General features: G+C 64.6%; 22 protein-coding genes, 1 tRNA gene and 1 pseudogene. 8 read left to right on the top strand and 16 right to left on the bottom strand.

What is annotated here, in order from left to right; translation table 11 throughout:
* Positions 1–149 precede the first annotated feature (149 nt).
* Positions 150–2,630, top strand: a complete 2,481-nt coding sequence (locus AAFG16_RS23515; protein ID WP_342740712.1) for a transglycosylase SLT domain-containing protein — start codon at positions 150–152, stop codon at positions 2,628–2,630.
* A gap of 92 nt (positions 2,631–2,722) precedes the next feature.
* Here the strand turns inward: AAFG16_RS23515 and AAFG16_RS23510 are convergent, their stop codons facing one another.
* From AAFG16_RS23510 to AAFG16_RS23500, 3 genes and pseudogenes are all read right to left on the bottom strand, one after another.
* Entirely contained in the window at positions 2,723–4,399 is a 1,677-nt protein-coding gene (locus AAFG16_RS23510; RefSeq protein ID WP_342740956.1) for an arylsulfatase, read from the bottom strand.
* A 29-nt stretch (positions 4,400–4,428) separates the two neighbouring features.
* Positions 4,429–4,647 (bottom strand): annotated as a pseudogene (locus AAFG16_RS23505) (SUMF1/EgtB/PvdO family nonheme iron enzyme); the annotation flags it as partial.
* A gap of 392 nt (positions 4,648–5,039) precedes the next feature.
* A complete protein-coding gene (locus tag AAFG16_RS23500; protein WP_283086503.1) occupies positions 5,040–6,653 on the bottom strand; it encodes a porin in 1,614 nt (537 codons plus the stop codon).
* 808 nt (positions 6,654–7,461) lie between these two features.
* Here AAFG16_RS23500 and AAFG16_RS23495 point away from each other — a divergent pair.
* A tRNA-Ser gene (locus AAFG16_RS23495) sits at positions 7,462–7,554 on the top strand.
* Between the two features lie 127 nt (positions 7,555–7,681).
* Here AAFG16_RS23495 and AAFG16_RS23490 read toward each other — a convergent pair.
* From AAFG16_RS23490 to AAFG16_RS23450, 9 genes are all read right to left on the bottom strand, one after another.
* Complete coding sequence (locus tag AAFG16_RS23490) at positions 7,682–7,903, bottom strand: hypothetical protein (RefSeq protein WP_283086502.1); 222 nt, start codon at positions 7,901–7,903, stop codon at positions 7,682–7,684.
* 95 nt (positions 7,904–7,998) lie between these two features.
* Entirely contained in the window at positions 7,999–8,265 is a 267-nt protein-coding gene (locus tag AAFG16_RS23485) for a hypothetical protein (protein WP_212483257.1), read from the bottom strand.
* A gap of 1,508 nt (positions 8,266–9,773) precedes the next feature.
* Positions 9,774–11,252: an Asp-tRNA(Asn)/Glu-tRNA(Gln) amidotransferase subunit GatB gene (gene gatB / locus AAFG16_RS23480; protein WP_342740711.1), complete on the bottom strand. Its 1,479-nt coding sequence runs from the start codon at positions 11,250–11,252 to the stop codon at positions 9,774–9,776.
* Entirely contained in the window at positions 11,249–11,551 is a 303-nt protein-coding gene (locus tag AAFG16_RS23475; protein WP_342740710.1) for a hypothetical protein, read from the bottom strand. Before AAFG16_RS23475 ends, gatB begins: the two co-directional genes overlap by 4 nt.
* Complete coding sequence (gatA, locus tag AAFG16_RS23470; RefSeq protein ID WP_342740709.1) at positions 11,542–13,017, bottom strand: Asp-tRNA(Asn)/Glu-tRNA(Gln) amidotransferase subunit GatA; 1,476 nt, start codon at positions 13,015–13,017, stop codon at positions 11,542–11,544. The genes AAFG16_RS23475 and gatA overlap by 10 nt, the downstream gene beginning before the upstream one ends.
* A complete protein-coding gene (locus tag AAFG16_RS23465) occupies positions 13,014–13,238 on the bottom strand; it encodes a hypothetical protein (RefSeq protein WP_025036737.1) in 225 nt (74 codons plus the stop codon). Before AAFG16_RS23465 ends, gatA begins: the two co-directional genes overlap by 4 nt.
* A gap of 21 nt (positions 13,239–13,259) precedes the next feature.
* A complete protein-coding gene (gatC, locus tag AAFG16_RS23460; RefSeq protein WP_342740708.1) occupies positions 13,260–13,547 on the bottom strand; it encodes an Asp-tRNA(Asn)/Glu-tRNA(Gln) amidotransferase subunit GatC in 288 nt (95 codons plus the stop codon).
* A 79-nt stretch (positions 13,548–13,626) separates the two neighbouring features.
* Entirely contained in the window at positions 13,627–14,703 is a 1,077-nt protein-coding gene (locus tag AAFG16_RS23455; protein ID WP_342740707.1) for a nitronate monooxygenase family protein, read from the bottom strand.
* A gap of 141 nt (positions 14,704–14,844) precedes the next feature.
* On the bottom strand, positions 14,845–15,870 hold the full coding sequence (locus AAFG16_RS23450) for a nitronate monooxygenase (RefSeq protein WP_342740706.1): 1,026 nt from the start codon (positions 15,868–15,870) through the stop codon (positions 14,845–14,847).
* Between the two features lie 99 nt (positions 15,871–15,969).
* Between AAFG16_RS23450 and AAFG16_RS23445 the strand changes: the two genes are divergently transcribed.
* Together AAFG16_RS23445 and AAFG16_RS23440 are read left to right on the top strand one after the other, a co-directional pair.
* The gene (locus AAFG16_RS23445; RefSeq protein WP_342740705.1) at positions 15,970–16,860 is read left to right on the top strand and encodes a LysR substrate-binding domain-containing protein; all 891 of its coding nucleotides are present in this window, start codon (positions 15,970–15,972) and stop codon (positions 16,858–16,860) included.
* Between the two features lie 200 nt (positions 16,861–17,060).
* On the top strand, positions 17,061–17,996 hold the full coding sequence (locus AAFG16_RS23440) for a cyclase family protein (protein WP_342740704.1): 936 nt from the start codon (positions 17,061–17,063) through the stop codon (positions 17,994–17,996).
* An 80-nt stretch (positions 17,997–18,076) separates the two neighbouring features.
* Here AAFG16_RS23440 and AAFG16_RS23435 read toward each other — a convergent pair whose 3' ends face one another.
* Positions 18,077–18,292: a hypothetical protein gene (locus AAFG16_RS23435; RefSeq protein WP_342740703.1), complete on the bottom strand. Its 216-nt coding sequence runs from the start codon at positions 18,290–18,292 to the stop codon at positions 18,077–18,079.
* Positions 18,293–18,339: 47 nt separating this feature from the next.
* On the opposite strand from AAFG16_RS23435, the gene ruvX reads away from it, so the two are divergent.
* A complete protein-coding gene (gene ruvX / locus AAFG16_RS23430) occupies positions 18,340–18,825 on the top strand; it encodes a Holliday junction resolvase RuvX (protein WP_283086493.1) in 486 nt (161 codons plus the stop codon).
* A 4-nt stretch (positions 18,826–18,829) separates the two neighbouring features.
* The gene (locus tag AAFG16_RS23425; protein ID WP_342740702.1) at positions 18,830–19,753 is read left to right on the top strand and encodes an AEC family transporter; all 924 of its coding nucleotides are present in this window, start codon (positions 18,830–18,832) and stop codon (positions 19,751–19,753) included.
* A gap of 138 nt (positions 19,754–19,891) precedes the next feature.
* Here AAFG16_RS23425 and AAFG16_RS23420 read toward each other — a convergent pair whose 3' ends face one another.
* From AAFG16_RS23420 to AAFG16_RS23410, 3 genes are all read right to left on the bottom strand, one after another.
* Positions 19,892–20,656, bottom strand: coding sequence for a type II CAAX endopeptidase family protein (locus AAFG16_RS23420; protein WP_342740701.1), 765 nt, complete (start codon positions 20,654–20,656; stop codon positions 19,892–19,894).
* 145 nt (positions 20,657–20,801) lie between these two features.
* Positions 20,802–22,445 carry an acyl-CoA dehydrogenase family protein gene (locus AAFG16_RS23415; RefSeq protein WP_342740700.1) on the bottom strand — a complete coding sequence of 548 codons (1,644 nt, stop codon included), beginning with the start codon at positions 22,443–22,445 and terminating at the stop codon, positions 20,802–20,804.
* 20 nt (positions 22,446–22,465) lie between these two features.
* Positions 22,466–23,176: a M15 family metallopeptidase gene (locus tag AAFG16_RS23410; protein WP_342740699.1), complete on the bottom strand. Its 711-nt coding sequence runs from the start codon at positions 23,174–23,176 to the stop codon at positions 22,466–22,468.
* A 237-nt stretch (positions 23,177–23,413) separates the two neighbouring features.
* Here AAFG16_RS23410 and AAFG16_RS23405 point away from each other — a divergent pair, with 237 nt between their 5' ends.
* Together AAFG16_RS23405 and AAFG16_RS23400 are read left to right on the top strand one after the other, a co-directional pair.
* Positions 23,414–24,361, top strand: coding sequence for an aspartate carbamoyltransferase catalytic subunit (locus AAFG16_RS23405; RefSeq protein ID WP_283086488.1), 948 nt, complete (start codon positions 23,414–23,416; stop codon positions 24,359–24,361).
* Between the two features lie 5 nt (positions 24,362–24,366).
* Positions 24,367–25,668, top strand: coding sequence for a dihydroorotase (locus tag AAFG16_RS23400; protein WP_283086947.1), 1,302 nt, complete (start codon positions 24,367–24,369; stop codon positions 25,666–25,668).
* Positions 25,669–25,718: the final 50 nt, after the last annotated feature.

Raw genomic sequence — 25,718 nt, 5'->3', positions numbered from 1 at the left:
TCCACGTGACGCACCGTTTAGGCCGCGATTTTGCCGCGGTGCTGGTGCAAATCGGGCGGAGGTAAGCCGCTGTTGGTATTTTGTCCGCATATTCAATCAAATACAGCTAGATCTTGAGCCAACTGACTGATTCGGGGCGACGAAACGCCGTGATCTCCTCTCCGCGCGCCACGTGGCGATCCATTGGTCTGGTTCTATGCCTGACGGCAGGACTGTCGATCGGCTGCGCCGCTCTTGCCAAGTCCAACGAGACGACGGCGGAAGGAACCAAGGACACCGCCAAGCCGGTCGCCAAGGATACCACCAAGAACACCCCGAAGGCGCCTGCCAAAGGAACAGACAAGGGAACCGGCAAGGACACAAAGGACGCGGCCAAGGACACAGTTAAGGGCGCGAGCAAGGGTGCGGCGAACACCCCAGCCAAGGACCCTGCCAAGGACGCCGCGAAGAAGCCGACCAAGGACGCAGGCAAGACCGCCGGCAAGGACCCCGCGAAGGACAAGCCCAAGGACAAGCCCAAGCCTGCCGCAGCGGCCCCCGCGCCAACGCCGACTGCCGGCAGCTCGTCCCCCAAAGCCGCACCCGCGCCGGCCGTGACGGCCACGATCAAACCGACCGCCCCGGCGCCAGCCAAACCCGTCGCGGCGCCCGTGCTGGCTCCTGCGACGCGCCAGCATGCCGCACCACGCAAGCCGGTGACGCCGGCAGCGGTCGCTGCGACCTCCTCGACGTCACAGGCGGACAAGGACACGCTGGAGACCGTCATCGAGCTCGTGCGCAAGCACAAGGCGGGCGATGCCAGCAATTATGCCGCCTCCATCTCCGATCCTGTCGCGCGAAAACTCGCCGAATGGGTCATCCTGCGCAGCGAGGATAATGGCGCCACCGTCGAGCGCTACCGCGCCTTCCTCTCCGCCAATCCGAGCTGGCCGTCGCAGACCTTCCTGCGCCGCCGCCTCGAGGCCGCGATGTGGGACGACAGGCGCGACGATTCCGTTGCCTGGTCCTGGTTCGAGAACGAGTCGCCGATCTCCGCCAAGGGCCGCTTCACGCTCGCCAAGGCGATGCTGGCGCGCGGCGACCGCGCCAATGCCGAGCGGCTGGTGCGCGAGGCCTGGCGCAGCGATCCGATGTCGGAGGAGACCGAGAACAACGCGCTCGACCAGTTCGGCGCGCTGGTGACGCCGGGCGATCAGAAGGCACGGATGGACACCCTGCTCTACGGCAGCGAGAACGAGGCCGCGATGCGCGCAGCCAAGCGCCTCGGCGCGGGTTATGTCGCGCTCGCCAAGGCTCGCATCGCCGCCGTCAAGAAGGCGCCGAACACGCGCGCGTTGCTGGAAGCCGTGCCGCGCGAGCTGCACAATGATCCCGGCTTCACTTTCAGCAAGATCCAGCTCTTGCGCCGCGAGGAGAAGTTTGCCGAAGCCGCCCAGCTGATGCTGTCGGCGCCGAAGGATCCAGGCCGGCTCTACAATCTCGACGAATGGTGGATCGAGCGGCGCCTCCTGGCGCGCAAGATGATCGACACCGAGGAGTTCCGCAGCGCCTATCTGATCGCGCGCGACGCAGCCCTGCCCTCGCGCGACATCTACAAGACCGAGCAGGAATTCACCGCGGGCTGGATCGCGCTGCGCTTCCTCAACGATCCCACCACCGCCGCCCAGCATTTCGCCCGCATTGGCGTCGGTAGCGTCAATCCGACCACGCTGGCGCGCGCCGGCTATTGGCAGGGCCGCGCCGCGGAGGCCGCAGGCCGTCAGCAGGAGGCGCGCAACGCCTATGCCCGCGCAGCCGAGCAATCGACCAGCTATTACGGCCAGCTCGCGCGCGCCAAGCTCGGTCTGCCCCAGATCGAGCTCAACAGCCAGCCGCGCGGCCGCGGCGCCGAGCGGCTGGAGATCGTGCGCGCCGCGCAGCTGCTCTACGAGCTCGACGAGCGCGAGCTCGCCGTGCCTCTGCTCGCCGACATGGGCGAGAACGGCGATCCGGAAGCGCTCGCGGGCCTCGGCGAGCTCACCCAGCGCTACAGCGACGCGCGCGGCATGCTGCTGCTCGGCAAGGCCGCGCTCAACCGCGGCCTGCCTTTCGATTTCTACGCCTATCCCGTCAACGGCATTCCGCACTTCACGCCGATCGGCCCCGAGGTCGAGCGCAGCATCGTCTACGCGATTGCGCGGCAGGAGAGCGCGTTCAACCCCTCGGTGGTCTCGCCGGCGCAGGCCTATGGGCTGATGCAGGTGACGCCGGACGCGGCGCGCTATGTCTGCAAGCGGCACGGCGCCACCTACGATCTGGCGCGGTTGAAGAACGATTCGGTCTACAACGCCACGCTCGGCTCGGCCGAGCTCGGCGGGCTGCTCGAGGATTATCGCGGCTCCTACATCATGACCTTTGCCGCCTACAATGCCGGCCGCGGCAGCGTGAAGAAGTGGATCGACCGCTACGGCGACCCGCGTGACCCCAAGGTCGATGCGGTCGACTGGGTCGAGCTGATTCCGTTCTCCGAGACGCGCAACTACGTGCAGCGGATCATGGAGAACCTTCAGGTCTACCGCGCCCGCTTCGGCGGCGGCACGCGATTGCAGATCGAGGCCGATCTGCGCCGCGGCACCGGCAGCGTGGAATAGAGACGGCCCTACTCCGACGCAAAGTGCCAACAACGGGCAACGGGAGCGGGCGACCCATGGGAGGCCACCCGCAAGTGGTCAGAACTGCACGCTTATTTCGCTACCGCCGCCCGCGCCGCTTCGATCTTGGCCTTCACCGCGTCTAGATTGAAGCTTGCCCCCCTCTGCATCGGCGGAAACTCGATCGCCGTCATGGCCAGTTTCTCGACCTCCTGCTGAACGAACACGAAGCGCCAGAATTCATATTTGAACCAGTCGAAGTATTGCTGCGCGCCAAATTTGGTCCCGCTATCGGGCCAGCCAGTCCGCTCGAACGGATCGAGGCGAAGGTTGGTCAAATAGGGCACGTCAACCTTGCTTTTTTCGCCCAGCCAGCCTCCAGGCTGGTCGATGAAACGATACTTGAAGTCGTCGATGCGCACGGCTCCCAGCTCGCTCTCGCCGAAGTACCAGATTTCGCGCCGGCTCGACGGCCCTTTGCCGGTGATCATGTCCATCTGATTGTAACCGTCCAGATGGCACTTGTAGGTGCGGTCCCCGATGTGTTTGCCCTTCTTCAACTCCTCGACAATGTTCGGGTTGCCGGCTGCGGCTAGTAAGGTCGGGAACCAGTCCAGCCCGGAGATGATGCCGTTCTCGACCTTGCCGGCCGGCACCTTGCCAGGCCAGCGGATCATTGCCGGCACACGGAAACCGCCTTCCATGACGGTGCCTTTGCTTTGCGCGAATGGCGTCTGTCCGCCATCCGGCCAGGTGAAGACCTCTGTGCCGTTGTCGGTAGTGAAGATTACAATGGTGTTGTCATCCACGCCCATGTCCTTGAGCTTTTGCATAACGATGCCGACATCGTCGTCGAGCTGCGCCATGCCGGCTTCATGAATCGTCCAGCCGTTCTTGGAATTGCGCATCGCCTGGTATCTTGGCGACAAGTGCGTGACGATGTGCATGCGGGTTGGATTGAGCCACAGGAAGAACGGCTTGTTGTCGGCCTTGGCCTTCTCAATGAACTTCAAAGCAAGGTCCCGGATTTCGTCGTCCACGGTTTCCATCCGCTTGGGATAGAGCGTGCCGGCGTCCTCGATCCTTTGCTTGCCCACCTTGCCCCAGCGCGGGTCCACGGTGGCATCGTCGACATCGGTCGCCCACGTATGGAGCATGTTGCGCGGACCGACGACATTCAACAGGTCCTGCGGATAGCCGGGGTGGGCCGGATCTTCCATCGCATCGAGGTGATACAGGTAGCCGAAGAATTCGTCGAAGCCATGCACCGTCGGCAAAAATTCGTTCTTGTCGCCAAGGTGATTCTTGCCGAATTGGCCGGTGGCATAGCCCATGCCCTTTAGCGCGGTGGCGATGGTCACGGCCTCCGCCGGCAAGCCTGTGGGGGCGCCGGCTTGGCCGACCGTGGTCATGCCGGTGCGGATAGGTAGCTCGCCGGTTATGAAGTTGGCGCGCCCTGCTGTGCAGCTCGCCTCGGCGTAATAGTCGGTAAACAGCATGCCCTCTGCGGCAATCTTATCGAGGTTCGGAGTCCGGCCGGCCATCATGCCACGATGGTAAGCACCGATATTCCAGATGCCGATGTCGTCTCCCATGATGACGACGATGTTCGGTCGCTGGCCGGCCGCTGCGGGCGACGGTGCCGGCTGCTGCGCTTGCGCCGGGCTCGTCAATCCGACGACCGAGAGCGCCGAAGCAGCGACGAGAGAACTACCACTCAACAAGAGATCGCGGCGTTTCAATCCTCCGCCGATTGATCCCGTGCTCATCTCAGGCTTTTCCAGAATCCTATCTGTACTCATGACGTGATCCTCTTCCTGATGATGCACCTGAAGCCGAGATGGCTTGCTGAGGTGTCGATCGGCTCGGCATGACGCGCGGCCGGACGATAACGGCGGCAGTAGTTGGGAGCGCAAAGATGCGAGCCGCCTTTAAGCACCTTGCGCGGAATCCTGAGGGTCGGCTGACAAGAATCGTAGCTCGCGCCCTCGGGCCCACCGCGAGGATTTTTCGGGATGCGCTGGATGCTCGGACGATTGTCCGGAACCAGACAACGACTTCGTATCAGCCAGATTCATGACGCCCCCGGGCGCGTGCATCAGCGGCCTGCGTTGCTTCACACCGACGCGAAGAGTTGCTTCGCTTGATGTGGGCTTTTCGATAGTCGGATCTTACCGATGGTGAGGCGTACAGAAACGAAGCGGCACTCCTCCAGGTTGATCCAGATCAAAGGTCCGTTTCGAGTCAAGCAGACAGCGCGAAGAGGCCGCGACCTGAGCCGTAGCGAGCGACCGGTCACAGAAGCGGGACGCTGGCTCGGCTGACATTGCCGGGTCGCAAGCCCGTTCGCCAAAAGAAAAGCCCCGGCGGTTTCCCGCCGGGGCTCTCTGTCAGGTCGTTAGACCGAACTTACCAGTTGCGCTGAGCGCGGAGGAGCAGGGTGAACGTGTCCTGATCCTTGAGCTCGTAGGCCACGTTACCCGGCTTGGCCGGCACCGCGAGAGTCGCCTGCGGGGTCACGAAACCAGAATACTTCTGGTCCAGATGGGTCCAGGTGAAGTCTGCCGAGAAGGTCAGATTCTTCACAGGAGTCCAGCGGGTGATGATACCAGCCTGGCCGATGTTGAAGTCCGGGTTGCAGGTCGAACCAACCGCGGCGATCGTCCCGAAGACAGCAGCGCTGCAAATCGTCGACTTGGCCAGCGAACCAAACTGAGCCCCGGCGTAAGCACCGTAGACCGCAGTGTTCCAGTACGGATCCCAGTTGTGGGTGTAAGCACCACGGAAGCCCCAGGTCTTGACGGTCTCCTGAGAGCTGCCGTTGATGAACACCGTGTCAGGGGCCGACGCAAAGCCGACGCTCTGATAGGCGGTGTTCGAGCTGCCGAACATCGCGAAGGTGCTGCCCGCGAGGTTCTGGAAGTTGTAGCGGGTCGCGCCGTCGGTGTAGACGCCCGAGATGTTGATCACGTCACCCGCACCAGTCGGGATGTTCTTGATCGACAGAGCGAGCTGGACCGCCCAACCCCACTTGTCGTCGGGGTGACCGCTCACCTCGGTCTGTTGGTAGTAGGCAACGTGGTTATCATGCGCAGCCACCGAGGCCTGGAACAGACCCCAAGCCTGGTCGACACGGATCATACCGACGAGGTTCGGCGAACGCGTGCCGCCGATGCTGCCGGTGTTGCCGACCGCACCGCCGAACAAGCCGAAGCCGCCAGTCGCACCAGGGGTGATGTTGATGTTACCAGCCTGATAGTACTGGGTGACGTCTTCAGCCGAGAACGCCGCCGTGATGCCCTGACCGAAGTCAGCGGTGTAGGTGAACTGGTTGACACCAGTGACCGTGCCGCTGCCGCCGACCAGACCGTCGAAGTTGTTGCCCGGATAGTTGGTCCAGGGAGCGTCGAACTGCGACACTGCCTTACCCATCGTGAAGCCGGCGAACTGGATGAAGGCGTAGTACACGCCGAGCGAACCGCCCGAGGTGTTGCCGTCCGTGCCGTTGACCGAGCCCGAGCCCGAGCCGAACAGCGACACGGGGCTGGCAGCCGTGCCAACCGGGTTGGGGCCCACGCCGAGCGTGCCGCTATACTGGGTCGCACCAGTGCCGCTGTTGGTGCCGACGTAGTTGCCGGTCGTCCAGGAGAAGACGCCATCGAAGAACGTGCGGACCACGCCGTACTCGGTCGCGGTGCGCGTGTCGATGTTGAGGTCCTCACGAGCGCGCATGGTGTAGTAGTTCGTCAGACGGTTACGTGCACCGTTTGCACCCTGCGAGCCGGTGTTGAACTGGCCGCTGTAGTCCGAGTTGGTGTTCAGCGCGACTTCAGCGCGCAGATAACCACCCAGCTTGATGCAGGTGTCAGTGCCCGGGATGTAGTAGAATCCCGCACCGTACAGGGAGCAGATCTTCACGTATTCGACCGCCTTGGCCTTCACGGGCAGATCAGCCGCCTGCGCTCCGCCCACGGCGATCAGACCCGCCGCTGAGCCGAGCAAAAGGCTCTTAACCAACTTCATGTTAAACCTCCAAGTTGCTCTTCAGGGGAGGTCACTGACCGGACGGCCAATGCCCCAAACCCCTCTAAATCACCGCTTTCGGTTCCTTCGCGCCTTCGGACACACCCGCATGAACGCGAGGGACTTAAGCGAATGACCTAAACGGGACGACCTCGGGATGCCCCCCTACGTCGCGTGGTCACAATTACCGAACGTCCTTGCACACACAACAAGAGAACGCCTCGTAACGGGCATATGAAACCTGTTTTCCGACGGGTGTTGCACAAATAACACGCAGATGTGATCGAAGCGCCCCTCGCAACGCATTGTTTATGCTATCGTTTTCGAGAAGGTTCCATTTGCCCTCAAAATTCCGCACATGAGGCAGCCGAGGCGAGAGTCCGGCCCGAAACGGCTTTGACGCACTCGAATCGTGGAATCGAGAGGAGACTCAAGGAGAAGCCACGGCCCCCCTTCGCGACGCTGTTGCTCTGCAGGCACAGTCACGGTCGGGCCCGCCGCGCTGCTGCAAGCACCCTTTATGAATAGCGGGGAATGAATAGCGGGGATTATTCGGATCGAGACCGGCGGAAGCCGCCCTCTCCCGTGCGCGACCACGCTGGATTCGGCAAGAAGTTCAGCCGCTTGTTTGAGAAAGGGCGGCCTTCGTGCAGGCAACGATCCTTGCGGCGGAAGCCAGAGGGCTCAGCTCTGCGCCCGGCTCTCGCGAAATTCCGCTCACGCCCCGAAGATCGCTGGGAATATTCGAACGAAAACACGCGCTTCCAAATTGACCAGCCCGAGCAATTAGATGCATAAGGCTCGCACCGGAGAGGTGGCCGAGTGGCTGAAGGCAACGCTTTGCTAAAGCGTCATACGGTCTCAAGCTGTATCGAGGGTTCGAATCCCTCCCTCTCCGCCATCCAACAGCAGCCCGACTCTGTTCTTTCACCTGAATGCGCTCGTACCCCCGGTGCGAAAGCCTGGCGCAAGGATGGGCGCGGCTGAGTTCAGCCGATTCGCGCTCTCTTATATATGTGTGCCCACACCTAGGTGCGGGATCGCCAGATCCGCCAATGCGAGGGCGAGATCAGCACCGCCTCGCCGGTCCAGACATTGAACCAGACGCCAGCCCTGCGCCGACATGGAAAGGTGAGCGGCAAAATGCCGGTCTTGTGCGGCCGTCCGAGTTCCAGATCGCAATCGTCGGGCGCTATCTGAATCGGCAGCCAGTGACCCGGGACGGAGTCATTCTTGTCGGGGTTGCTCATGCCGCGCGGGTTCTGAAGCGGAGGCACGATGCTGGGCTTGATTCAGCGCAACCAAATCACCCGTGAAGAACACGGGTCCGGATGCGATGCTCGGCTCAGTGAGCCGAAACCCACGCCCGCGCATCGCGCTGGGCGGCAGCGATCTCGGCATCCGACATCTGGCCCGCGACTTCCTGGCGCAGCGCCACGGCGTCCTTGCGGCCCTTCAGCGCGGCGAGATTGAACCATTTGTGCGCGGCGACGAGATCGACGAGGCCGGAGCGGCCGCTCGCCCAATAGATCCCGCGCTCGAACAGCACGTCCGACAGCGCGCTCGCATCGATCGGCGTCGCGGTCTCGAGATCGAAAGTACCCTGAAACATAACGCATCCCCTTTTTCTTGTGCCGCCTCGTTCCCCCGAGCGCGGCTCCCGTCCAACTCTGATGTGCATGCCCCTTCCCGGGATCGTGCACTGTTCAACTCATCCCCAATGCCGTTTGCCGGCTTGTTGAAGGCGATGATGGCGGGCAAATTTGAATGGCAGTTTAAGTATCGCAATGAAGCAGACGTAAACGCGAGCGCGCGGCATCCGCGCGACGAATGCAAGAAGTCTCCGTTTTGCAGGCACTTCTGAGATTCGTTAGATTCCGTTTACCCCAGCATTTTGGGACATCGATAACCATCGCGCACACTGGCGCGTCTTCTGCGGCTGCAATTTTGGGAAGCGGATCGTCGGCAAAGCGCAAGTGGCCGCCTCGTGCGGCCCCACCCGCGGACATCATGCCGCCTGGCGCAACGATCGAAACGGGAGAATGGATCGTAAACGGCTTTGCACAGCGCCCAGGCAACGGCCGTCGCAGCCAACGACAGTTCGCCGCAGCCCTGTCCCGTCTCGAAACGGTACAGCCAAGGCGGCGCGACGACGTCGCGGTCAGATCAGCAATGTCGGAAAAGGGAATGCCGGCAATACCCCGGCCTCAGGGAGAACGAGGGCGTCGGCGAACACGTCAGGACCAGATTTCACGTTGGCCAAAGGCCGTTTGTGAAATTGCGGAGCCCTTTGGAAAGAGAACCGCACCGAACGAAGAAAACTCGTTTCTTCTGCCGGACCGTCAAAGAGAACGATCCGACCGTTGACCTGATGTCTCGCCGACACCCTCTATCGTCGACCAGAACCTCTGGGAGGCGCTGATGACGTGCCGGCTTCAGGAGCCGGCAACTTCAGAAGCGAAGTTACTTCTTCTTCTTCGCGACCTTGCGGGTCTTCTTCGCAGTCTTCTTCACTGCGCTCTTCGCCTTCTTCGCCTTCTTCGCTTTCTTGGCCATGTTGCCCTCCGATGTGTGAGATGGCTTTAATCGCTGCGCGCATTCGGGGATCGAATGCACTCACCCCGAATACACCAACACGACGAAAAAAACATCTTCTCACTTAAGGAAGTGTTGACGACGCAGCGCGCGTGCGCCAGCCGCGCCTGATTTGCCGACACGCGGCGACACGCGTCCGCGATTGCAAATGCTTCGCGCAGTATCGACGTCGACGAGCACAGCGATTGCAAGAAAACCCTATGCAGCAAGTAATATTCTGCGCATGCACATCATGCGTGATCGACGCGATGACGCGCGCTGCAACGCGCGCGATCGCGTCGCGGGGCAGAGTCGCGGACTCTGAGTCGCGAATTTTGGCAACGAAATTATTTTCATGCTTAACGGCGGAAGCGCTCGTCAGAGCGTCTGCAAATCGCCGTTTCGCGCGAATCGCGCGGGCCGCGATTCGGTGGCGCTGCGCGCCCTTGAGCGGATGACGATTGCCGTCGACGACGCGCGCGAGCGTGCATCGCAAGGTGAAGCGAGGCGACGAAGCATGTCGTCACCTCGTTCGAACGCGTGAGGCTAGACGCCGAGCTTGGACTTGAGCAGGTCGTTGACGCTCTGCGGGTTGGCCTTGCCGCCGGACGCCTTCATCACCTGGCCGACGAACCAGCCGAGCGACTGCGGCTTGTCCTTGACCTGCGCCGCCTTGTCGGGATTGGCCGCGATGATGTCGTCGACAACCTTTTCGATCGCCGAAAGATCCGTCACCTGCTTCATGCCGCGGCTTTCGACCAGCGCGCGGGGATCGCCGCCCTCCTGCCAGACGATCTCGAACAGATCCTTGGCGATCTTGCCCGAGATCGTGCCCTCGCCGATCAGGTCGATGATGGCCGCAAGCTGTTCGGCGTTGACCGGAGCGCCCGCAATATCCCGGCCTTCCTTGTTGAGACGGCCGAACAGCTCGTTGATCACCCAGTTCGCCGCCATCTTGCCGTCGCGGGCGCGGTTGGCGAGCTTGTCGAGCACGGTCTCGTAGAAGACCGCGCTCTCGCGCTCGGCGACCAGCACGCTCGCGTCATAGGCCGACAGGCCGAAGTCCGCGACGAAGCGCGTCTTCTTCTGGTCCGGCAACTCCGGCAGCTTCGCTTTCAGCTCGTCGACGAAGGCCTGCGAGAACTCCAGCGGCAGCAAATCCGGATCGGGAAAGTAGCGATAGTCGTGCGCCTCTTCCTTCGAGCGCATCGAGCGCGTCTCGCCCTTGTTGGGGTCGAACCGACGCGTCTCCTGCTCGATCTGCCCACCGTCCTCGATGATCTCGATCTGTCGCCTTGCTTCATACTCGATCGCCTGGCCGATAAAGGCGATCGAGTTCATGTTCTTGATTTCGCAACGGGTGCCGAGCGGTCCGCCAGGCTTACGCACGGAAACGTTCACATCGGCGCGCAGGCTTCCCTTCTCCATGTCACCGTCACAGGTGCCGAGATAGCGCATGATTGAGCGCAGCTTGGTCACATAGGCCTTGGCCTGCTCGGCGTCGCGGATGTCCGGCTTTGAGACAATCTCCATCAGCGCCACGCCGCAGCGGTTGAAATCGATGAAGGACAGCGACGGCGACTGGTCGTGCAGCATTTTGCCGGGATCCTGCTCCAGGTGCAGGCGCTCGATCCCGATCGAGACGCTGCGGCCGCCTTCGAGCTCGACCAGCACCTCGCCCTCGCCCACGACAGGCGACTTGTACTGGCTGATCTGGTAGCCCTGCGGCAGGTCAGGATAGAAATAGTTCTTGCGGTCGAACACCGAACGCAGATTGATCTTTGCGTTGAGACCAAGCCCGGTCCGGACAGCCTGCTTGACGCATTCCTCGTTGATGACGGGCAGCATGCCCGGCATCGCGGCGTCGACCAGCGACACGTGGCTGTTCGGCTCGCCGCCGAACGCCGTGGACGCGCCCGAGAACAGCTTCGCGTTCGAGGTCACCTGGGCATGTATCTCCATGCCGATGACCATCTCCCAATCGCCGGTGGCGCCTTTGAGAAGCTTGTGCGTGGCCGTGCTCATGTCGTGCTCCCGAGCAGCGTGGCAGCGATCCGCCGCCACTCCGCTTCCAATGAATCCTTTGCCGCCGGCTTACCGGCCTGACGGTACCAGTAGCCGGCATTGCCGAGATCGCCTTCGACCCGGTGCAAGTATGCATGCACCCAGGCGGCGTCGCGGCCGCTGTCGTCCTGAACGATCTTGTGCGCCTGGTCCCAGTTGCCCTTGGCGGCCCACCAGAGACCTGCGAGCGGCGCGCTCAGGTCAGGCGCGGGCGCCGCGCCGTCGACGCTCGCGATGAATGCCGCGACATTCACCACCACCTCGCGGGCGTGAAGCGGCCGGCGGCCTGCTCGATCACCTCGCCGAGCGAGAACAGCGTCTCCTCGTCGAATGGACGGCCGATCAGCTGCAGCCCGAGCGGCAGACCCTGCGAGTCCTTGCCGGCGGGCACGGCGATGCCGGGCAGGCCCGCCATGTTCACGGTCACGGTGAAGATGTCGTTGAGATACATCTCGACGGGATCGGCACCGCCTTTCTCGCCGATGCCGAAGGCGGCCGACGGCGTCGCCGGCGTCAGGATCGCGTCGACGCCCCTCGCGAAGCAATCCTCAAAATCCTTCTTGATCAGCGTGCGCACTTTCTGGGCGCGCAGATAATAGGCGTCGTAATAGCCGGCGGAGAGCACATAGGTGCCGATCATGACGCGGCGGCGTACCTCCGCGCCAAAACCTTCGGCGCGGGTGTTCTCGTAGAGCTCGATGATGTTCTTACCCTGCTCGCGCAGGCCGTAACGGACGCCGTCATAGCGCGCGAGGTTGGAGGACGCCTCCGCGGGGGCCACGATGTAATAGGCCGGCAGTGCGTATTTGGTGTGCGGCAGCGATATCTCGACGAGCTCGGCGCCCGCGGCCTTCAGCCACGCCGCGCCCTCTTCCCAAAGTTTCTCGATCTCGGCCGGCATGCCGTCGAGACGATACTCCCTGGGGATGCCGATCTTCATGCCCTTCACGGACTTGCCGATCGCGGCCTCGTAGTCCGGCACCGGGATGTCGACCGAGGTCGTGTCCTTCGGATCGTGGCCGGCCATCGAGCGCAGCAGCATCGCGGCATCGCGCGTTGTGCGCGCGATCGGACCTGCCTGGTCGAGCGAGGAGGCAAAGGCGACGATGCCCCAGCGCGAGCAACGGCCATAGGTCGGCTTGATGCCGACGGTCGCGGTGAACGCCGCCGGCTGGCGGATCGAGCCGCCGGTGTCGGTCGCGGTCGCGCCCATGCAGAGCAGCGCCGCAACGGCCGAGGCCGAGCCGCCGGACGAGCCGCCCGGCACCAGCGTCGTGTTGCTTCCCTCGCGCCGCCATGGATTGCCGACCGGACCGAAGCACGAGGTCTCGTTCGCCGAGCCCATCGCGAACTCGTCATTGTTGAGCTTGCCGAGCATCACGGCGCCATCGCGCCAGAGCTGCGAGGTGACGGTGGACTCATAGGTCGGCACGAAATTGCCGAGGATCTTTGAGCACGCCGTGGTGCGCACACCCTTGGTCGCGAACAGGTCCTTGATGCCGAGCGGGATGCCCGCGAGCGGGCCGGCATCACCCTTGGCGATCTTGCTGTCCGCCTCGCGCGCCATGCTGCGCGCCTGGTCCGGCGTCTCCATCACGAAGGCGTTGAGCACGCGCGCGGCTTCGATCGCGCTCAGATGCGCGTCGGTCAGTTCGAGCGACGTGAAAGTCTTGGCCGTGAGACCCTTGCGGGCTTCGGCGAGCGTCAGCGATGTCAAATCGGTCATTTATTGATCGGGCTGCAGAAGAACGGAGACAGGGTCTTGTCGTTGGCCGGGTCGTCTTGCATGACGTTTTTCTTGGCTGCCGCTTTCGCGGCGGCCTCGATCTCGTCGAGCACGGCATTGACGGCGACATTGGGATCGGCAGCCTTGCCCTGCCGCTCCATCTTGTCGAGATAGTTCATGTAGGCCTGATAGGCCTTCTCGTCGTCGCAAAGCAGGCACATCGGACCACGTCCCGAATTGAATTACTCAACAACCTTGGGCACCAGGAAGAAGTGACCTTCGGTCGCAGGCGCATTGGCAACGATATCGTCGGCGATCTCGCCGTCATTGACCACGTCTTGACGCTTCTTCATCTGCATCGGGGTGACCGAGGTCATGGGCTCCACGCCCTCGACATTGACCTCCGAGAGCTGCTCGACAAAGGCGAGCATCGCATTGAGCTCACCCTGCAAGTGTGGAACCTCGTCGTCCCCGACGGCAATGCGCGCCAGATGAGCGATGCGGCGGACGGTAGCGGCGTCGACTGACATTATATAAGGCCTCGAACGGCAGAAATCAGGTCTGCCGTATAGCAGAGGCCGCTTTTGCGCCGCAACCGGCCCTGGCGCCCTATCCAGCCAGCGCTTTCAGGCGAGCCAAGGCCGATTTGGCGAGATCCCGGGTCAATTCGGCCGCAGGAAGCTCCCGTCCCATCGCAACCGCCTGCCCCGCCCAGAGGTTGGTGAAGTCGACCTTCCCCTGCTTGTCGGCAGCCGCTTTCAGCGGCGCCAAGGCCGTTGCGGCGTGGGGAAATGGCGGGGCATCGGGCGAAATCGGGCCGACCTCGCGCATCACACGGTTCTGGACTCCGCGCGCCGGACGCCCGGTCATGACGTTGGTGATGACGGTGGAATCGTCACGTCCCTCCGCGAGCGCGGCGCGTCCCGCAGCCGTGTGCGTGGATTCCGGACAGCGCAGGTAAGCGGTGCCGATTTGCACGCCAGATGCGCCCAGTGCGAACGCCGCCGCGATGCCACGTCCGTCGCCGATGCCGCCCGCCGCGATGACCGGCACCTTCACGGCGTCGACGATCTGCGGCAGCAGCGCGAACAGCCCGGGCTGCTCGGCGATCTTGTCGGTCAAAAACATGCCGCGATGACCGCCGGCCTCGGCGCCTTGCGCAATCACGGCGTTGACGCCGCGCTGCTCGAGCCAGACGGCTTCCTTCACGGTGGTCGCCGAGGCGATCACGAGGCAGCCGGCCGCCCTGATACGATCGAGCAGCGCCTGCTCCGGCAGGCCGAAATGAAAGCTTACGACCTCGGGCTTCAGCTCTTCCACCACCGCGCACGCCGCCGCATCGAATGGCGCCCGGTTTGCAGCGTTGACCGGAGCCGCCGGATCGAGACCATGCTCCGTGTAATAGCTCGCCAGGCGCCGCTTCCAGCGCGCCTCGGCCTCGGCCGTAAGCTCGACCGGCGTGTGGCAGAAGAAGTTCACATTGACCGGCGCCGTCACGCGCTGGCGAATGATGTTGAGCTGCTCGCGGATCTTCTCCGCCGAGATCATCGCGCAAGGCAGCGACCCCAGCCCGCCGCCTTGTGCCACGGCGATCACCAGCTCCGCATCCATCACGCCGGCCATCGGCGCCAGCACGATCGGGAATTCGGTCTTGAAGAGGTCGATCAGTCGACGGTCAGGCCACATGGTTCATGCCTCGTATTCGCTCTTCCCCTCTCCCCTTGTGGGAGAGGGTGGATCGCCGCGGAGCGGCGAGACGGGTGAGGGGTTTGCATCCGCGGAGACAGACCTCTCAGATTTGACTTTGTTCTCCGCGGATAGAACCCCTCATCCGGCGCGGATTGCATCCGCGCCACCTTCTCCCACAAGGGGAGAAGGGAAAGAAGCAACGGAATTGCGCCGCCCAGCAAGCAGCTGCCCCGCCTCCACCACAATCCGTTCGACGATCTCGGCCGCTGGGGGAATATCATGGATCAGGCCGACCGCCTCGCCCGCGATCACGGCCGCGACGTCGAAATTGCCGGCGGCTTTCGCCGCAGCATAGTCCGCCGCGACTGCGGCGACATTCTGCATCAGCTCGACCTCGCGCCCGATCCAGCGCCTGGCGTGATCGTTGACCAGACACCTTCCCGTGAAAGGCGCCGGCCAGACATTGTTGCGGGAGAGATCGAAGATGATACCGCGCACCGTCGAACCGCTGTTCGCCGCGCAAATGCGCCGCTTGGCTTCCTCGGCGCCATCGGCCTCGCGGCTGGCATAGAAGCGTGTGCCGAGCAGCACGCCGCTTGCCCCCAGCATCATCATCGCGGCGAGCCCGCGCCCGTCGGCGATGCCACCGGCCGCGACCACGGGCACGCGGCCCGCAGCGAGATCGACGATTGCGGGCACGAGATCGACGGTGGTGCGGGAGGCGCCGTGGCCGCCGGCCTCCGTCCCCTGTGCGATCAGGATGTCGGCACCGGCATCGAGCGCTTGCCGCGCCATCGCTTCGTCCTGCACCTGACAGATCAGGCGCGCGCCTGATGACTTGATCCTGCGCGCGAACGGCGCGGGATCGCCGAACGACAGCATGATCGTGGACGGCTTTGCGGCAAGCGCGATATCGAGAAGCTCCGGCCGCCTGGCGAGACTCCAGGTGATGAAGCCGATGCCGAACGGCGCACGCAGTTCGGCGAGCTTCGCCGTCTCCTGCTCCAGCCACGTCCGCTCGCCATAGCCGCCGCCGAGAATGCCGAAACCGCCGGCACGGCTCACGGCCGTCACCAGACGACTGCCGGCGACGATGTCCATCGGCGCCAGCAGGATGGGATGCCTGATCTCCAGCAACGTGGTCAGCGAGGTCGTCATTGGCACGGGCGCTTCCTCCGATCTGGACAGCAAGACTAGGGTCGACTAGCATTCTCGAAAAATGAATTGTTACGAACGTAGCCATCTCGAAAGCGAAACGGCGCCATGGAACTCAGCGACATCCAGACCTTCGCCGCGGTCGCCCGCGCCGGCGGCATCACCCGTGCCGCGGAGGAGCTGAACACCGTGCAGTCCAACGTCACCCAGCGCGTGAAGGCGCTCGAGGCGGAGATCGGCACACCGCTGTTCGAGCGCCACAGCCGCGGCATGACACTGACCGGCGCCGGCAAGCGCCTGCTGCCCTATGCCCAACGGATGGCGGCGCTCTCGCGCGAAGCCCTGCTCGCCGCCCGCGACGACGGCGAGCCGAAGGGGCCGCTGGCGATCGGCTCGATGGAGACAACGGCAGCAGTGCGCTTGCCGCCGCTGCTCGCCGATTTCCACCGCCGCTTTCCCGCCGTGCGTCTCTCCTTGCGCACCGCGACCACGGCCGACCTGGTCGCCGGCGTGCTCGAAGGTGCGCTCGACGGCGCCTTCGTCGCAGGCCCCATCGCACATGCCGACCTCACCGCGACCAGCGCGTTTCGCGAAGAGCTGGTGCTGGTCAGCGCCCGGCGCTGGAGCTCACTTGCGGAGCTGCGCGCCGGCACGCCGGAATCGGGTCCCACCGCGCTGGTGTTCCGCACCGGCTGCACCTATCGCCAGCGGCTCGAGCAGGTGTTCGTCGAGTTCGGCTGGCCATCGGCCACACGCTTCGAACTCGGCACGCTCGACGGCATGATCGGCTGTGTCGCCGCCGACATGGGCGTGACGCTGTTGCCGCGGGCGGTCGTCGAGCGCAGCGCGATGAACGGCAGCGTGTCGATCCACGCGCTGGGCGCCGCGCATGCACGCGTCGAGACGCTCTTCATTCAGCGCCGCGCCGGACATCAATACAGCGCGCTTCAAGGTTTCATCGCCTGCCTGAAGTCGGACGACGACGTCATCGCGGCCTGACGCGGCGCGAGCGTTCCACGCGACGAAATTCGTCACAAATCCATCGCGTTTGAATCAATGCGCGCTGCGTTCAGCCGCCGCAGCGCAGCACATCGAAAAGCTTTGAAGCGCGCGATCGTTCTACGTTAGGATGAGTGACTGGCCAGCGCGAAACCAAAAACGAAGCCAAACATCGGCAAGAAACACTGGGAGGACTATCGATGCGCAATACGCTCGTGTTGTGCTGCGTCGTCGCGTTGTCGGCGATATCAGGGACTGCAAGCGCTCAGGACTGGACCAAATCGAAATGGGGGCCGAACGACGAGATCGGCGCCGCCAACTACATGACGCCCGAACTCGTGGTGAAGGCGGCATCGCTGGTGAAGACCGGCAAGACCTACGCCCTCGGCATCCCCGTCACGTCGCAGACGCCCGCCTATCCGCCGCGCACCTTCAAGCTCACCATCGTGCAGCCGGGACAGGCCGGCAGCCCAGGCCTCGGTCCCAACAAGGCGACCTACAATGACGACATCCTCGATACGTGGGTCGGCATCGGCAGCCAGCTCGACGGTCTCGGCCATCTCGGCGTCGAGCATGTCTATTACAACGGCAACAAGCTCGCCGATTTCGCCGATCCGACCGGCTTGAAGAAGCTCGGCATCGAGAAGGTGCCGCCGATGGTCACCCGCGGCGTGCTGCTCGACATGGCCGCCTACTTCAAGACCGACGTGGTGAAGGAAGGCACCGCCTTCAACGTCAAGGAGATCGAGGAAGCCGCCAAGCAGCAGAACGTCGAGATCCGCCAGGGCGACGTCGTCATCTTCCACACCGGCTGGCTCAGCCTGATCGGCAAGGACGACAAGCGCTACTCGGCGGGCGAGCCCGGTCTCGGCGTCGAAGGCGCGAAGTACCTCACCGGCAAGGGCGTCGTCGCCATCGGCGCCGACACCTGGGCGCTCGAGGTGCTGCCGTTCGAGTCCAAGAACGTGTTCGAGGTGCACCAGATCCTGCTCGCGATGAACGGAACCTACATCCTCGAGAACATGGACACCGCGGCGCTCGCGCGGGACAAGGGCTATGAATTCCTGTTCGTGCTGGGCCAGCCGCGCTGGACCGGCGGCGTGCAGGCGATGATCAACCCGATCGCGATCCGCTGATCTCGATCGCGATGCTCTGATCCAAGACCCGGGCGAGGATCCGCCTGCCGCCCGGCAGGCGCCCTCGCCCGATCCCTCCGTCATCGTGGCCTGAGATTCCAGCGCCGCAGCGCGACAACGGCCCAGATCGCCTCGACCAGGCCGAACGGCCAGGCACCCTGGAGAAAGCCGTAGGCCGAGCCGAGCGCGCAGGAGGCGGCGAACAGCAGCACGAACCAGTGGCTGCGATCCTCCAAGGCATAGCAGACCAGCATCGCCGTCACGGCAAACAGGCCGAATAGTGTCAGTGCGTCCATCGTCGAGGGTTCACTCGGAAGCATCGCGCGTGATATGCGCTAAAGCCATGCCGGCTCTTATCCTGCCTCTCATCGATGCTGCAACCCACTGGCCCGAACGCGGTGCGCTGGTCGGGCTCGACTTGGGCACCAAGACCATCGGCGTTGCCGTGTCCGATCCGGACCGGCGGCTGGCGACCGGCGTCGAGACCATCCAGCGCAAGCAGTTCAAGCAGGACGCCGCCCGGCTGCTCGCGATCGCGGCCGAGCGCAAGGCGGCCGGCTTCGTGCTCGGCCTGCCCATCAACATGGACGGCAGCGAGGGCCCGCGCGCGCAATCGACCCGCGCCTTCGCCCGCAATCTCGCCGGCCTGACCGCCCTTCCTATCGGCCTCTGGGACGAGCGCCTCTCGACCGCAGCAGTGGAGCGCGAGCTGATCGGCATGGACGTCAGCCGCGCCAAGCGCGCCGAGGTGATCGACGAGCACGCCGCGATCTTCATCCTGCAGGGCGCGCTCGACCGCCTCGCAAATCTGCGCAGCGGACCCGGCTGATCCCATGGCCGTCGTGATCGCGGCGCTGCTGCCGGTCTTCATCCTCATCGTGCTGGGCGTCGTGCTGAAACGCACGCTGATGCGGCTCGACACCCAATGGCACGGGCTGGAGCGGCTGACCTATTTCGTGCTGTTTCCGATGCTGCTGATCCAGACGCTGGTAAGAGCGGATCTCACCAAGGTGCCGGTCGCCGGCGTCGGCGGCGCGCTGCTGCTGTCGGCGCTGGCGATGTCGCTGCTGTGCCTCGCGCTCCGCCCCGCCCTGTCACGGCTCGACATTGACGGCCCGGCCTTCACCTCGATCTTCCAGGGCGCAACGCGCTGGCAGACTTATGTCGCGCTGTCGGTCTCCGCCAACATGTTCGGCGATGTCGGGCTGGCGCTGGCGTCGGTGGCGATGGTCGCGATCATTCCGCTGGTCAACGTGTTCAGCGTCGCCGTGCTCGCGCATTACGCCGCGCCGGAAAAGCAGTCCGCGCGCGCAATCGTCATGACGGTGATCCGCAATCCCCTGATCTGGGCCTGCGTCATCGGCCTCGTCATCAACGTCATCCACCTGCCGCTGCCGAAGATCTGGCACGAGGTCGCCGATGCGCTCGGCCGCTCCTCGCTCGCGATCGGCCTGCTCGTCACCGGCGCGGGCCTCCAGCTCAAGGGCCTGCTCCGCCCGAGCATGGGCGCGACCATCGGCGTGGCGTTCAAGCTGGTGCTGATGCCCGTGCTTGCGCTGGTGCTCGCAGCCTGGTTCGGCCTTTCCGGCAACAGCCTCGCCATCGTCGCCATCTGCGCGGCGGTGCCGACCTCGCCCAGCGCCTATGTGCTGGCCCGCCAGATGGGCGGCGATGCGCCGCTCCTGGCCCAGATCATCACGCTGCAGACGATCTTGGCGGCGATCACGATGCCGGTCACGATCGCGCTGGTGGCCTAGCGCTTGTCATTGCGAGCGCACCTCTCGCGCCATCGTCATTGCGAGGAGCCCTTGCGACGAAGCAATCCAGACCGTCACCGCGGAGGTAGTCTGGATTGCTTCGCTTCGCTCGCAATGACGGAACGTGGAGCAACCGCTTCAGCTCCCCAGCCACATCGTCAGCACCACCGCGGTCAGATTGTTCAGTGCGTGCAGGATGATCGTGAGCCAGAGCGAATTCGCGCGATAGCGCATGTAGCCGAACCACAGGCCGATGGTGAAGACCTCGGCGAGGAAATAGATGTCGTATTGCAGGTGGACGATCGTCCACACCAGCGACGACAGGATGATCGCGCCTGATACGCGCAGGAAGCTCGCCGACCAGCCGCGGAAGAGGAAGCCGCGCGCCAGCACTTCCTCCGACATCGGCGCCGCCACGCTGAAGGCGATCAGCAGCATGAGCGCCGCGCCCTTGTCGCGGCCGGATTTCAACAGATCGGTCATGAAGCCCGGCGTCGCCTCGCGGCCGAGCGATCGCGACACGACCTCCCAGGCCAGCACGATCAGGACGAGACCGACCGCGCCGAACAGCAGCTGCCTCCAGGACGGCCAATAGAGCGCGAGGTAGTCGGTGAACGACGCCTTCTTGATGCGGATGGCAAGCCACACCGCCGCCAGCGTCGCCGGCAGCCCCATGATCACCGAAAGCGCCAGCGCCTGGGGCTCGTGACCGATCGACTGGAGCGAGGCGAGGTCCATAGGCAGGCCACGCAGCACCACCAGCAGAACGATGGCGCCGATCTGCCCGACGAACATCGCGACGAAGATGAGGAGGCCCCACAGCGCCGTACCCCAGAACTTCCAGACGCGCGGCGGCGCTGGCGTCTCGATCAGCGGCGGATGGTCGGGATTGAGGGAGTCCATCGGAGGGCTTTCGTTGGGTAGCGCAAGCTATCGAGAGATCGTCATGCCCGGGCCTGTCCCGGGCATCCACGTCTTCGTGCCGCGCAGCAAGACGTGGATGGCCGGGTCAGGCCCAGCCATGACGTTGTGGAGAAACCGTGCCCGCTCACGGCAGTGCCCGCTCCAGCAGCGCGCGGACGTCGCCGCCGTCCAGCTCGACCGCGCCATACATGCTGGCGTGATTGGCCGCGAGACGCGTGGCGGCGAAGAGTTCGGCGTGGCGCGGCGAGACGCCGTTCAGCGCGGCGGCAGCGGCAAGCAGCGCCAGCTTCTCGACCGCGAGCCGCGCGACGCGCTCGCCGTCGGCACGGCGGAACGTCTTGCCGATGAAGGTGGCCGCCTCTCCCGCCCCGGGCAGCCCCTTCGTCTCGGCCGCGAGCGATTGCCGCACCGCCATTGCCGCCTCCGGTTCGCGCGAGAGCGCGCGGAGCACGTCGAGACACATCACGTTGCCGGAACCTTCCCAGATCGCGTTGACCGGCGACTCCCGGTAATGCCGCGCCAAGATGCCGTCCTCGACGTAGCCGTTGCCGCCGAGGCATTCCATCGCCTCGTAGAGGAAGCTCGGCGCGCTCTTGCAGGTCCAATATTTGATCGCGGGCGTCAGCAGCCGCATGTAGGCGGCCTCCGCCGCATCGTCCGGCGTGCGGTCGAAGGCGCGGCAGAGCCGCATCACCAGCGCCGTGCTCGCCTCGACATGCAGCGCCATGTCCGAGAGCACGGCCTGCATCAGCGGCTGGTCGGCCAGATGCTTCTGGAACACGCTGCGGTGACGGGCGTGATGCAGCGCATGTGCGAGCCCCGAGCGCATCAGGCCGACGGACGCGATTGCGCAATCCTGCCGCGTCAGCTGCACCATCTGGATGATGGTGCGGATGCCCTTGCCCTCCTCGCCGACGGCTTCCGCATAAGCACCGACGAACTCGACCTCCGACGACGCATTGGAGCGGTTGCCGAGCTTGTCCTTCAGCCGCTGAAACTGGATCGCGTTGACCGAGCCATCCGGCGCAAAGCGCGGCATGAAGAAACAGGTCAGCCCGCTATCTGCCTGCGCCAGCACCAGGAACGCATCGCACATCGGCGCCGACATGAACCATTTGTGGCCGGTGATGCGATAGGCGTCGCCGTCGCGCACCGCGCGCGTCATGTTGGCGCGCACGTCGGTGCCGCCCTGCTTCTCGGTCATGCCCATGCCGAGCGTCATGCCGCGCTTCTCCCACCACGGCGCGAAGCTCGGATCATAGCTCTTGGTCGACAGCACCGGCATCACGCGGGCGAGCAGATCCGGCTGCATCGCCAGCGCCGCGACGGAGGCGCGCGTCATCGTGATCGGGCAGAGATGGCCGGTCTCCACTTGCGCGGCCATGTAGAATTTTGCCGCGCGGATGACCTCGGCGGCATCGCCCGCGGGCTTGCCGTCGGCCGTCCACGTCGAATTGTGCACGCCGGCATGCGCACTGTGCGCCATCAGCTCGTGATAAACAGGATGAAACTCGACCTGGTCGCGCCGATTACCCTTCGCATCGAAGGACCGCAGCTTCGGCGTGTTCTCGTTCGCCACGCGCCCGCGATCGGCCATCGCCGCCGAGCCCCAATGCTTGCCGAACTCGGACAGCTCCCGTTCCGCCACAGCGCCGCCATTGGCCTTCACGGCTTCCACCAGCGGCCGGTCGACCGCGAACAGATCGACGTCCTCGAACGGCGGCGACTGGTTGAAGACCTCGTGGGTCGCGAAGCTGGGCTGGGTCATCACGTTTCCTCGGCGCGGAATCAGTTCCGCCGCGGCTGGATCGGGAAATCATAGGCCGCCCCGCCCGCCCCCGGCAGGGAAAAATGCCACCACTCCTTCGAATAGTTCACAAAGCCTTGCCTCGCCATCGCAGCCACCAGCCGCTTGCGCCAGGCGCGCTGCTCGGCCGTAATCAACGGTGCCGCGGTATGGCCTTTCGTGTCGGTGCAGTCATAGCCGGTGCCCATGTCGACGCTGCCCTCCGGCAGCCGCGCCGCGACCGGCGCCGTGCATTCGGCATAGGTCTTCGACGGATCGATTTTTGCGGAATTGTCGGCCTTGAGATCGACCAAAGTGAGGTCGAGCGCGGCGCCGGTGGAATGCTGCGAGCGGCTTGCGATGTAACCGAGCCGGAACAGCTCGCTCTTCGGGATCTTCGGATTGTAGCGCCGCTCGGCGGCCGTCTCATGTCCGTTCTGCGACCACTTGACCATGTCGAGCGAGGCCCGCGCCGGCCGGTAGCAGTCGAACATTTTCAGCGACAGGTTTTGCGCCGCCAGCTCCGCTTGAACCGCCTTCAGCCGCAGGCCGACCTCGCGCTTCACCACGCATTCGCCGGCGCCATAGCCGGCAAGCGGACGGCCGACGAAATTGTTGGAAGTGGCGTAGCGGACGTCCTGGATGATGCTGGGGTCGACGTCGCGCAGATAGACGAAGCCGCCGGGGAGCGATTGGGCGTGAGCTGCACCCATTGTGACTGTTGCCAATAGCGCTGTCAGAATTGTTTTCACGGAATGCCCCACATCGTCATGGCCGGGTTTATCCCGGCCATCCACGTCCTTTTGCGTCAAATGCGATAGAAGATCGTGGATGCCCGGGACAAGCCCGGGCATGACGGAGCGCGAGCGACCGACAGATCAGGGGATAACTCCCATCCCACCGATTGGCCCTTGCCCACCCCCCAATCCCCGCCTATAGCTCTGCTTTTAATGACATCGAAATCGACCTTCGTCCTCGGCCACCGGCATTTGCTGGGCATCGAGGGCCTTTCCGCGGCCGACATCACCGGCCTGCTCGACCTGTCCGAAGAATATGTCGAGCTCAACCGCCAGGTTGACAAGAAGCGCACCGTCCTGCGTGGACGGACGCAAGTAAACCTCTTCTTCGAGGCCTCCACCCGAACCCAGTCCTCGTTCGAGCTCGCGGGCAAGCGGCTCGGCGCCGACGTCATGAACATGTCGGTGTCCTCCTCGTCCATCAAGAAGGGCGAGACGCTGGTCGACACCGCGATGACGCTGAACGCGATGCACCCGGATATCCTGGTGGTGCGCCATCACGCCTCCGGCGCGGTGGAACTGCTGGCGCGCAAGGTCGACGGTTCCGTGATCAATGCCGGCGACGGCGCGCACGAGCATCCGACCCAGGCGCTGCTCGACGCGCTCACCATCCGCCGCAACAAGGGCCGGATCGAGGGCCTCGTCATCGCCATCTGCGGCGACGTGCTGCATTCGCGCGTCGCCCGCTCCAACATCATCCTGCTCAACGCCATGGGCGCCCGCGTCCGCGTCGTCGGCCCCTCCACGCTCTTGCCGCCCGGCATCGAACGGATGGGCGTCGAGGTCGCGCGCGACATGCGCGAGGGTCTCAACGGCGCCGACATCGTGATGATGCTGCGGCTCCAGCGCGAGCGCATGAACGGCTCCTTCGTGCCGTCGACGTCCGAATATTTCCACTATTTTGGGCTCGACCAGAAGAAGCTGGCCTACGCCAAGCCCGACGCGCTCGTGATGCATCCAGGTCCCATGAACCGCGGCGTCGAGATCGACACCGCGGTTGCCGACGGCGCGCAGTCCCTGATCCGTGAACAGGTCGAGATGGGCGTCGCCGTACGCATGGCGGTGCTGGAAGCACTCGCCCGCAACCTGCCGAACGCGTGATGCCGATGCTGACCGACCGCCGCCCCGTCCTGCTCGCCAACGCCCGCGTCGTCGACCCCAGCCGCGATTTCGACGGCGTCGGCGACGTCCTCATCGCCGACGGCACCATCCGCGAGACCCGCCGGGGCATTGGCGCGGCCGGCGTCCCCGAGGGCACCGACATCGTCAATTGCTCCGGCAAGATCGTCGCGCCCGGCCTGATCGACATGCGCGCCTTCGTCGGCGAGCCCGGCTTCAGCCACCGCGAGACTTTTGCGTCCGCAAGCCAGGCCGCGGCGACCGGCGGCATCACCACCATCATCTGCCAGCCCGACACCTCGCCGGTGATCGACAATTCGGCCACCGTCGACTTCGTGATGCGCCGCGCCCGCGACACCGCGATCGTCAACATCCAGCCGATGGCTGCGCTGACCAAGGGCATGCGCGGCGAGGAGATGACCGAGTTCGGCCTGCTCAAGGCCGCCGGCGCGGTCGCCTTCAGCGACGGCGACAGGAGCGTGACCAATGCGCAGGTGATGCGCCGCGCGCTGACCTACGCGCGGGATTTCGACGCGCTGATCGTGCACCACACCGAGGACCCTGATCTCGTCGGCGAAGGCGTCATGAACGAGGGCGAGTTCGCCTCCCGCCTCGGTCTGATGGGCATCCCGAAGGCCGCCGAAGCGGTGATGCTGGAGCGCGACATGCGCCTCGTCGCGCTCACCGGCGGCCGCTACCATGCGGCCGCGCTGACCTGCATCGACTCGCTCGAGATCCTCAAGCGCGCCCGCGACGCCGGGCTCGCCGTCAGCGCCTCGGTCTCGATCAACCATCTCGCACTGAACGAGAACGACATCGGCCCCTACCGCTCCTTCCTGAAACTGTCGCCGCCGCTGCGCACCGAGGACGACCGCCGCGCGCTGGTGGAGGCGATGGCCTCCGGCCTCCTCGACGTCATCATGTCCGACCACAATCCGCAGGACGTCGAGGTCAAGCGCCTGCCGTTCGCGGAAGCCGCTCCCGGCGCCGTGGGCCTCGAAACCATGCTGCCCGCAGGTCTTAGGCTCGTGCACAATGGCGAGATGGAACTGGCGACGCTGATCCGGGCGATGTCGACCCGGCCGGCCGAGCTGCTTGGCCTGCCAGGCGGAACCCTCCGCACGGGCGCCCCGGCCGACGTCATCGTGATCGATCCCGATACGCCCTGGATCGTCGATCCCGCCGATCTCAAATCGCCCTGCAAGAACACCCCGTTCGACGAGGCCCGCTTTACAGGCCGCGTGGTGCGCACCATTGTCGGCGGACGGACGGTGTACGAACATGTCTGACGAGCAGGATCATGCGTGGCGCCTCGGTTCGACATGCGGATGCGGCCTTT

The sequence above is a fragment of the Bradyrhizobium sp. B117 genome, from assembly GCF_038969555.1.
Lineage (GTDB): Bacteria > Pseudomonadota > Alphaproteobacteria > Rhizobiales > Xanthobacteraceae > Bradyrhizobium.
Note: the sequence above shows the minus strand (reverse complement) of the source record. Positions and strands in the feature narration are given on the sequence as shown.

What these genes read in the sequence shown, in the direction of transcription:
- AAFG16_RS23485 (WP_212483257.1), bottom strand. Translation starts at nt 8,265, where the DNA reads ATGTTTCAGGGTACTTTCGATCTCGAGACCGCGACGCCGATCGATGCG.
- gatB (WP_342740711.1), bottom strand. Translation starts at nt 11,252, where the DNA reads ATGAGCACGGCCACGCACAAGCTTCTCAAAGGCGCCACCGGCGATTGG.
- AAFG16_RS23400 (WP_283086947.1), top strand. Translation starts at nt 24,367, where the DNA reads ATGCTGACCGACCGCCGCCCCGTCCTGCTCGCCAACGCCCGCGTCGTC.
- AAFG16_RS23415 (WP_342740700.1), bottom strand. Translation starts at nt 22,445, where the DNA reads ATGACCCAGCCCAGCTTCGCGACCCACGAGGTCTTCAACCAGTCGCCG.
- AAFG16_RS23425 (WP_342740702.1), top strand. Translation starts at nt 18,830, where the DNA reads ATGGCCGTCGTGATCGCGGCGCTGCTGCCGGTCTTCATCCTCATCGTG.
- gatA (WP_342740709.1), bottom strand. Translation starts at nt 13,017, where the DNA reads ATGACCGATTTGACATCGCTGACGCTCGCCGAAGCCCGCAAGGGTCTC.
- AAFG16_RS23445 (WP_342740705.1), top strand. Translation starts at nt 15,970, where the DNA reads ATGGAACTCAGCGACATCCAGACCTTCGCCGCGGTCGCCCGCGCCGGC.
- AAFG16_RS23510 (WP_342740956.1), bottom strand. Translation starts at nt 4,399, where the DNA reads ATGAGCACGGGATCAATCGGCGGAGGATTGAAACGCCGCGATCTCTTG.
- ruvX (WP_283086493.1), top strand. Translation starts at nt 18,340, where the DNA reads ATGCCGGCTCTTATCCTGCCTCTCATCGATGCTGCAACCCACTGGCCC.
- AAFG16_RS23455 (WP_342740707.1), bottom strand. Translation starts at nt 14,703, where the DNA reads ATGTGGCCTGACCGTCGACTGATCGACCTCTTCAAGACCGAATTCCCG.
- AAFG16_RS23405 (WP_283086488.1), top strand. Translation starts at nt 23,414, where the DNA reads ATGACATCGAAATCGACCTTCGTCCTCGGCCACCGGCATTTGCTGGGC.
- gatC (WP_342740708.1), bottom strand. Translation starts at nt 13,547, where the DNA reads ATGTCAGTCGACGCCGCTACCGTCCGCCGCATCGCTCATCTGGCGCGC.
- AAFG16_RS23435 (WP_342740703.1), bottom strand. Translation starts at nt 18,292, where the DNA reads ATGGACGCACTGACACTATTCGGCCTGTTTGCCGTGACGGCGATGCTG.
- AAFG16_RS23500 (WP_283086503.1), bottom strand. Translation starts at nt 6,653, where the DNA reads ATGAAGTTGGTTAAGAGCCTTTTGCTCGGCTCAGCGGCGGGTCTGATC.
- AAFG16_RS23440 (WP_342740704.1), top strand. Translation starts at nt 17,061, where the DNA reads ATGCGCAATACGCTCGTGTTGTGCTGCGTCGTCGCGTTGTCGGCGATA.
- AAFG16_RS23465 (WP_025036737.1), bottom strand. Translation starts at nt 13,238, where the DNA reads ATGTGCCTGCTTTGCGACGACGAGAAGGCCTATCAGGCCTACATGAAC.
- AAFG16_RS23420 (WP_342740701.1), bottom strand. Translation starts at nt 20,656, where the DNA reads ATGGACTCCCTCAATCCCGACCATCCGCCGCTGATCGAGACGCCAGCG.
- AAFG16_RS23490 (WP_283086502.1), bottom strand. Translation starts at nt 7,903, where the DNA reads ATGAGCAACCCCGACAAGAATGACTCCGTCCCGGGTCACTGGCTGCCG.
- AAFG16_RS23410 (WP_342740699.1), bottom strand. Translation starts at nt 23,176, where the DNA reads ATGGGTGCAGCTCACGCCCAATCGCTCCCCGGCGGCTTCGTCTATCTG.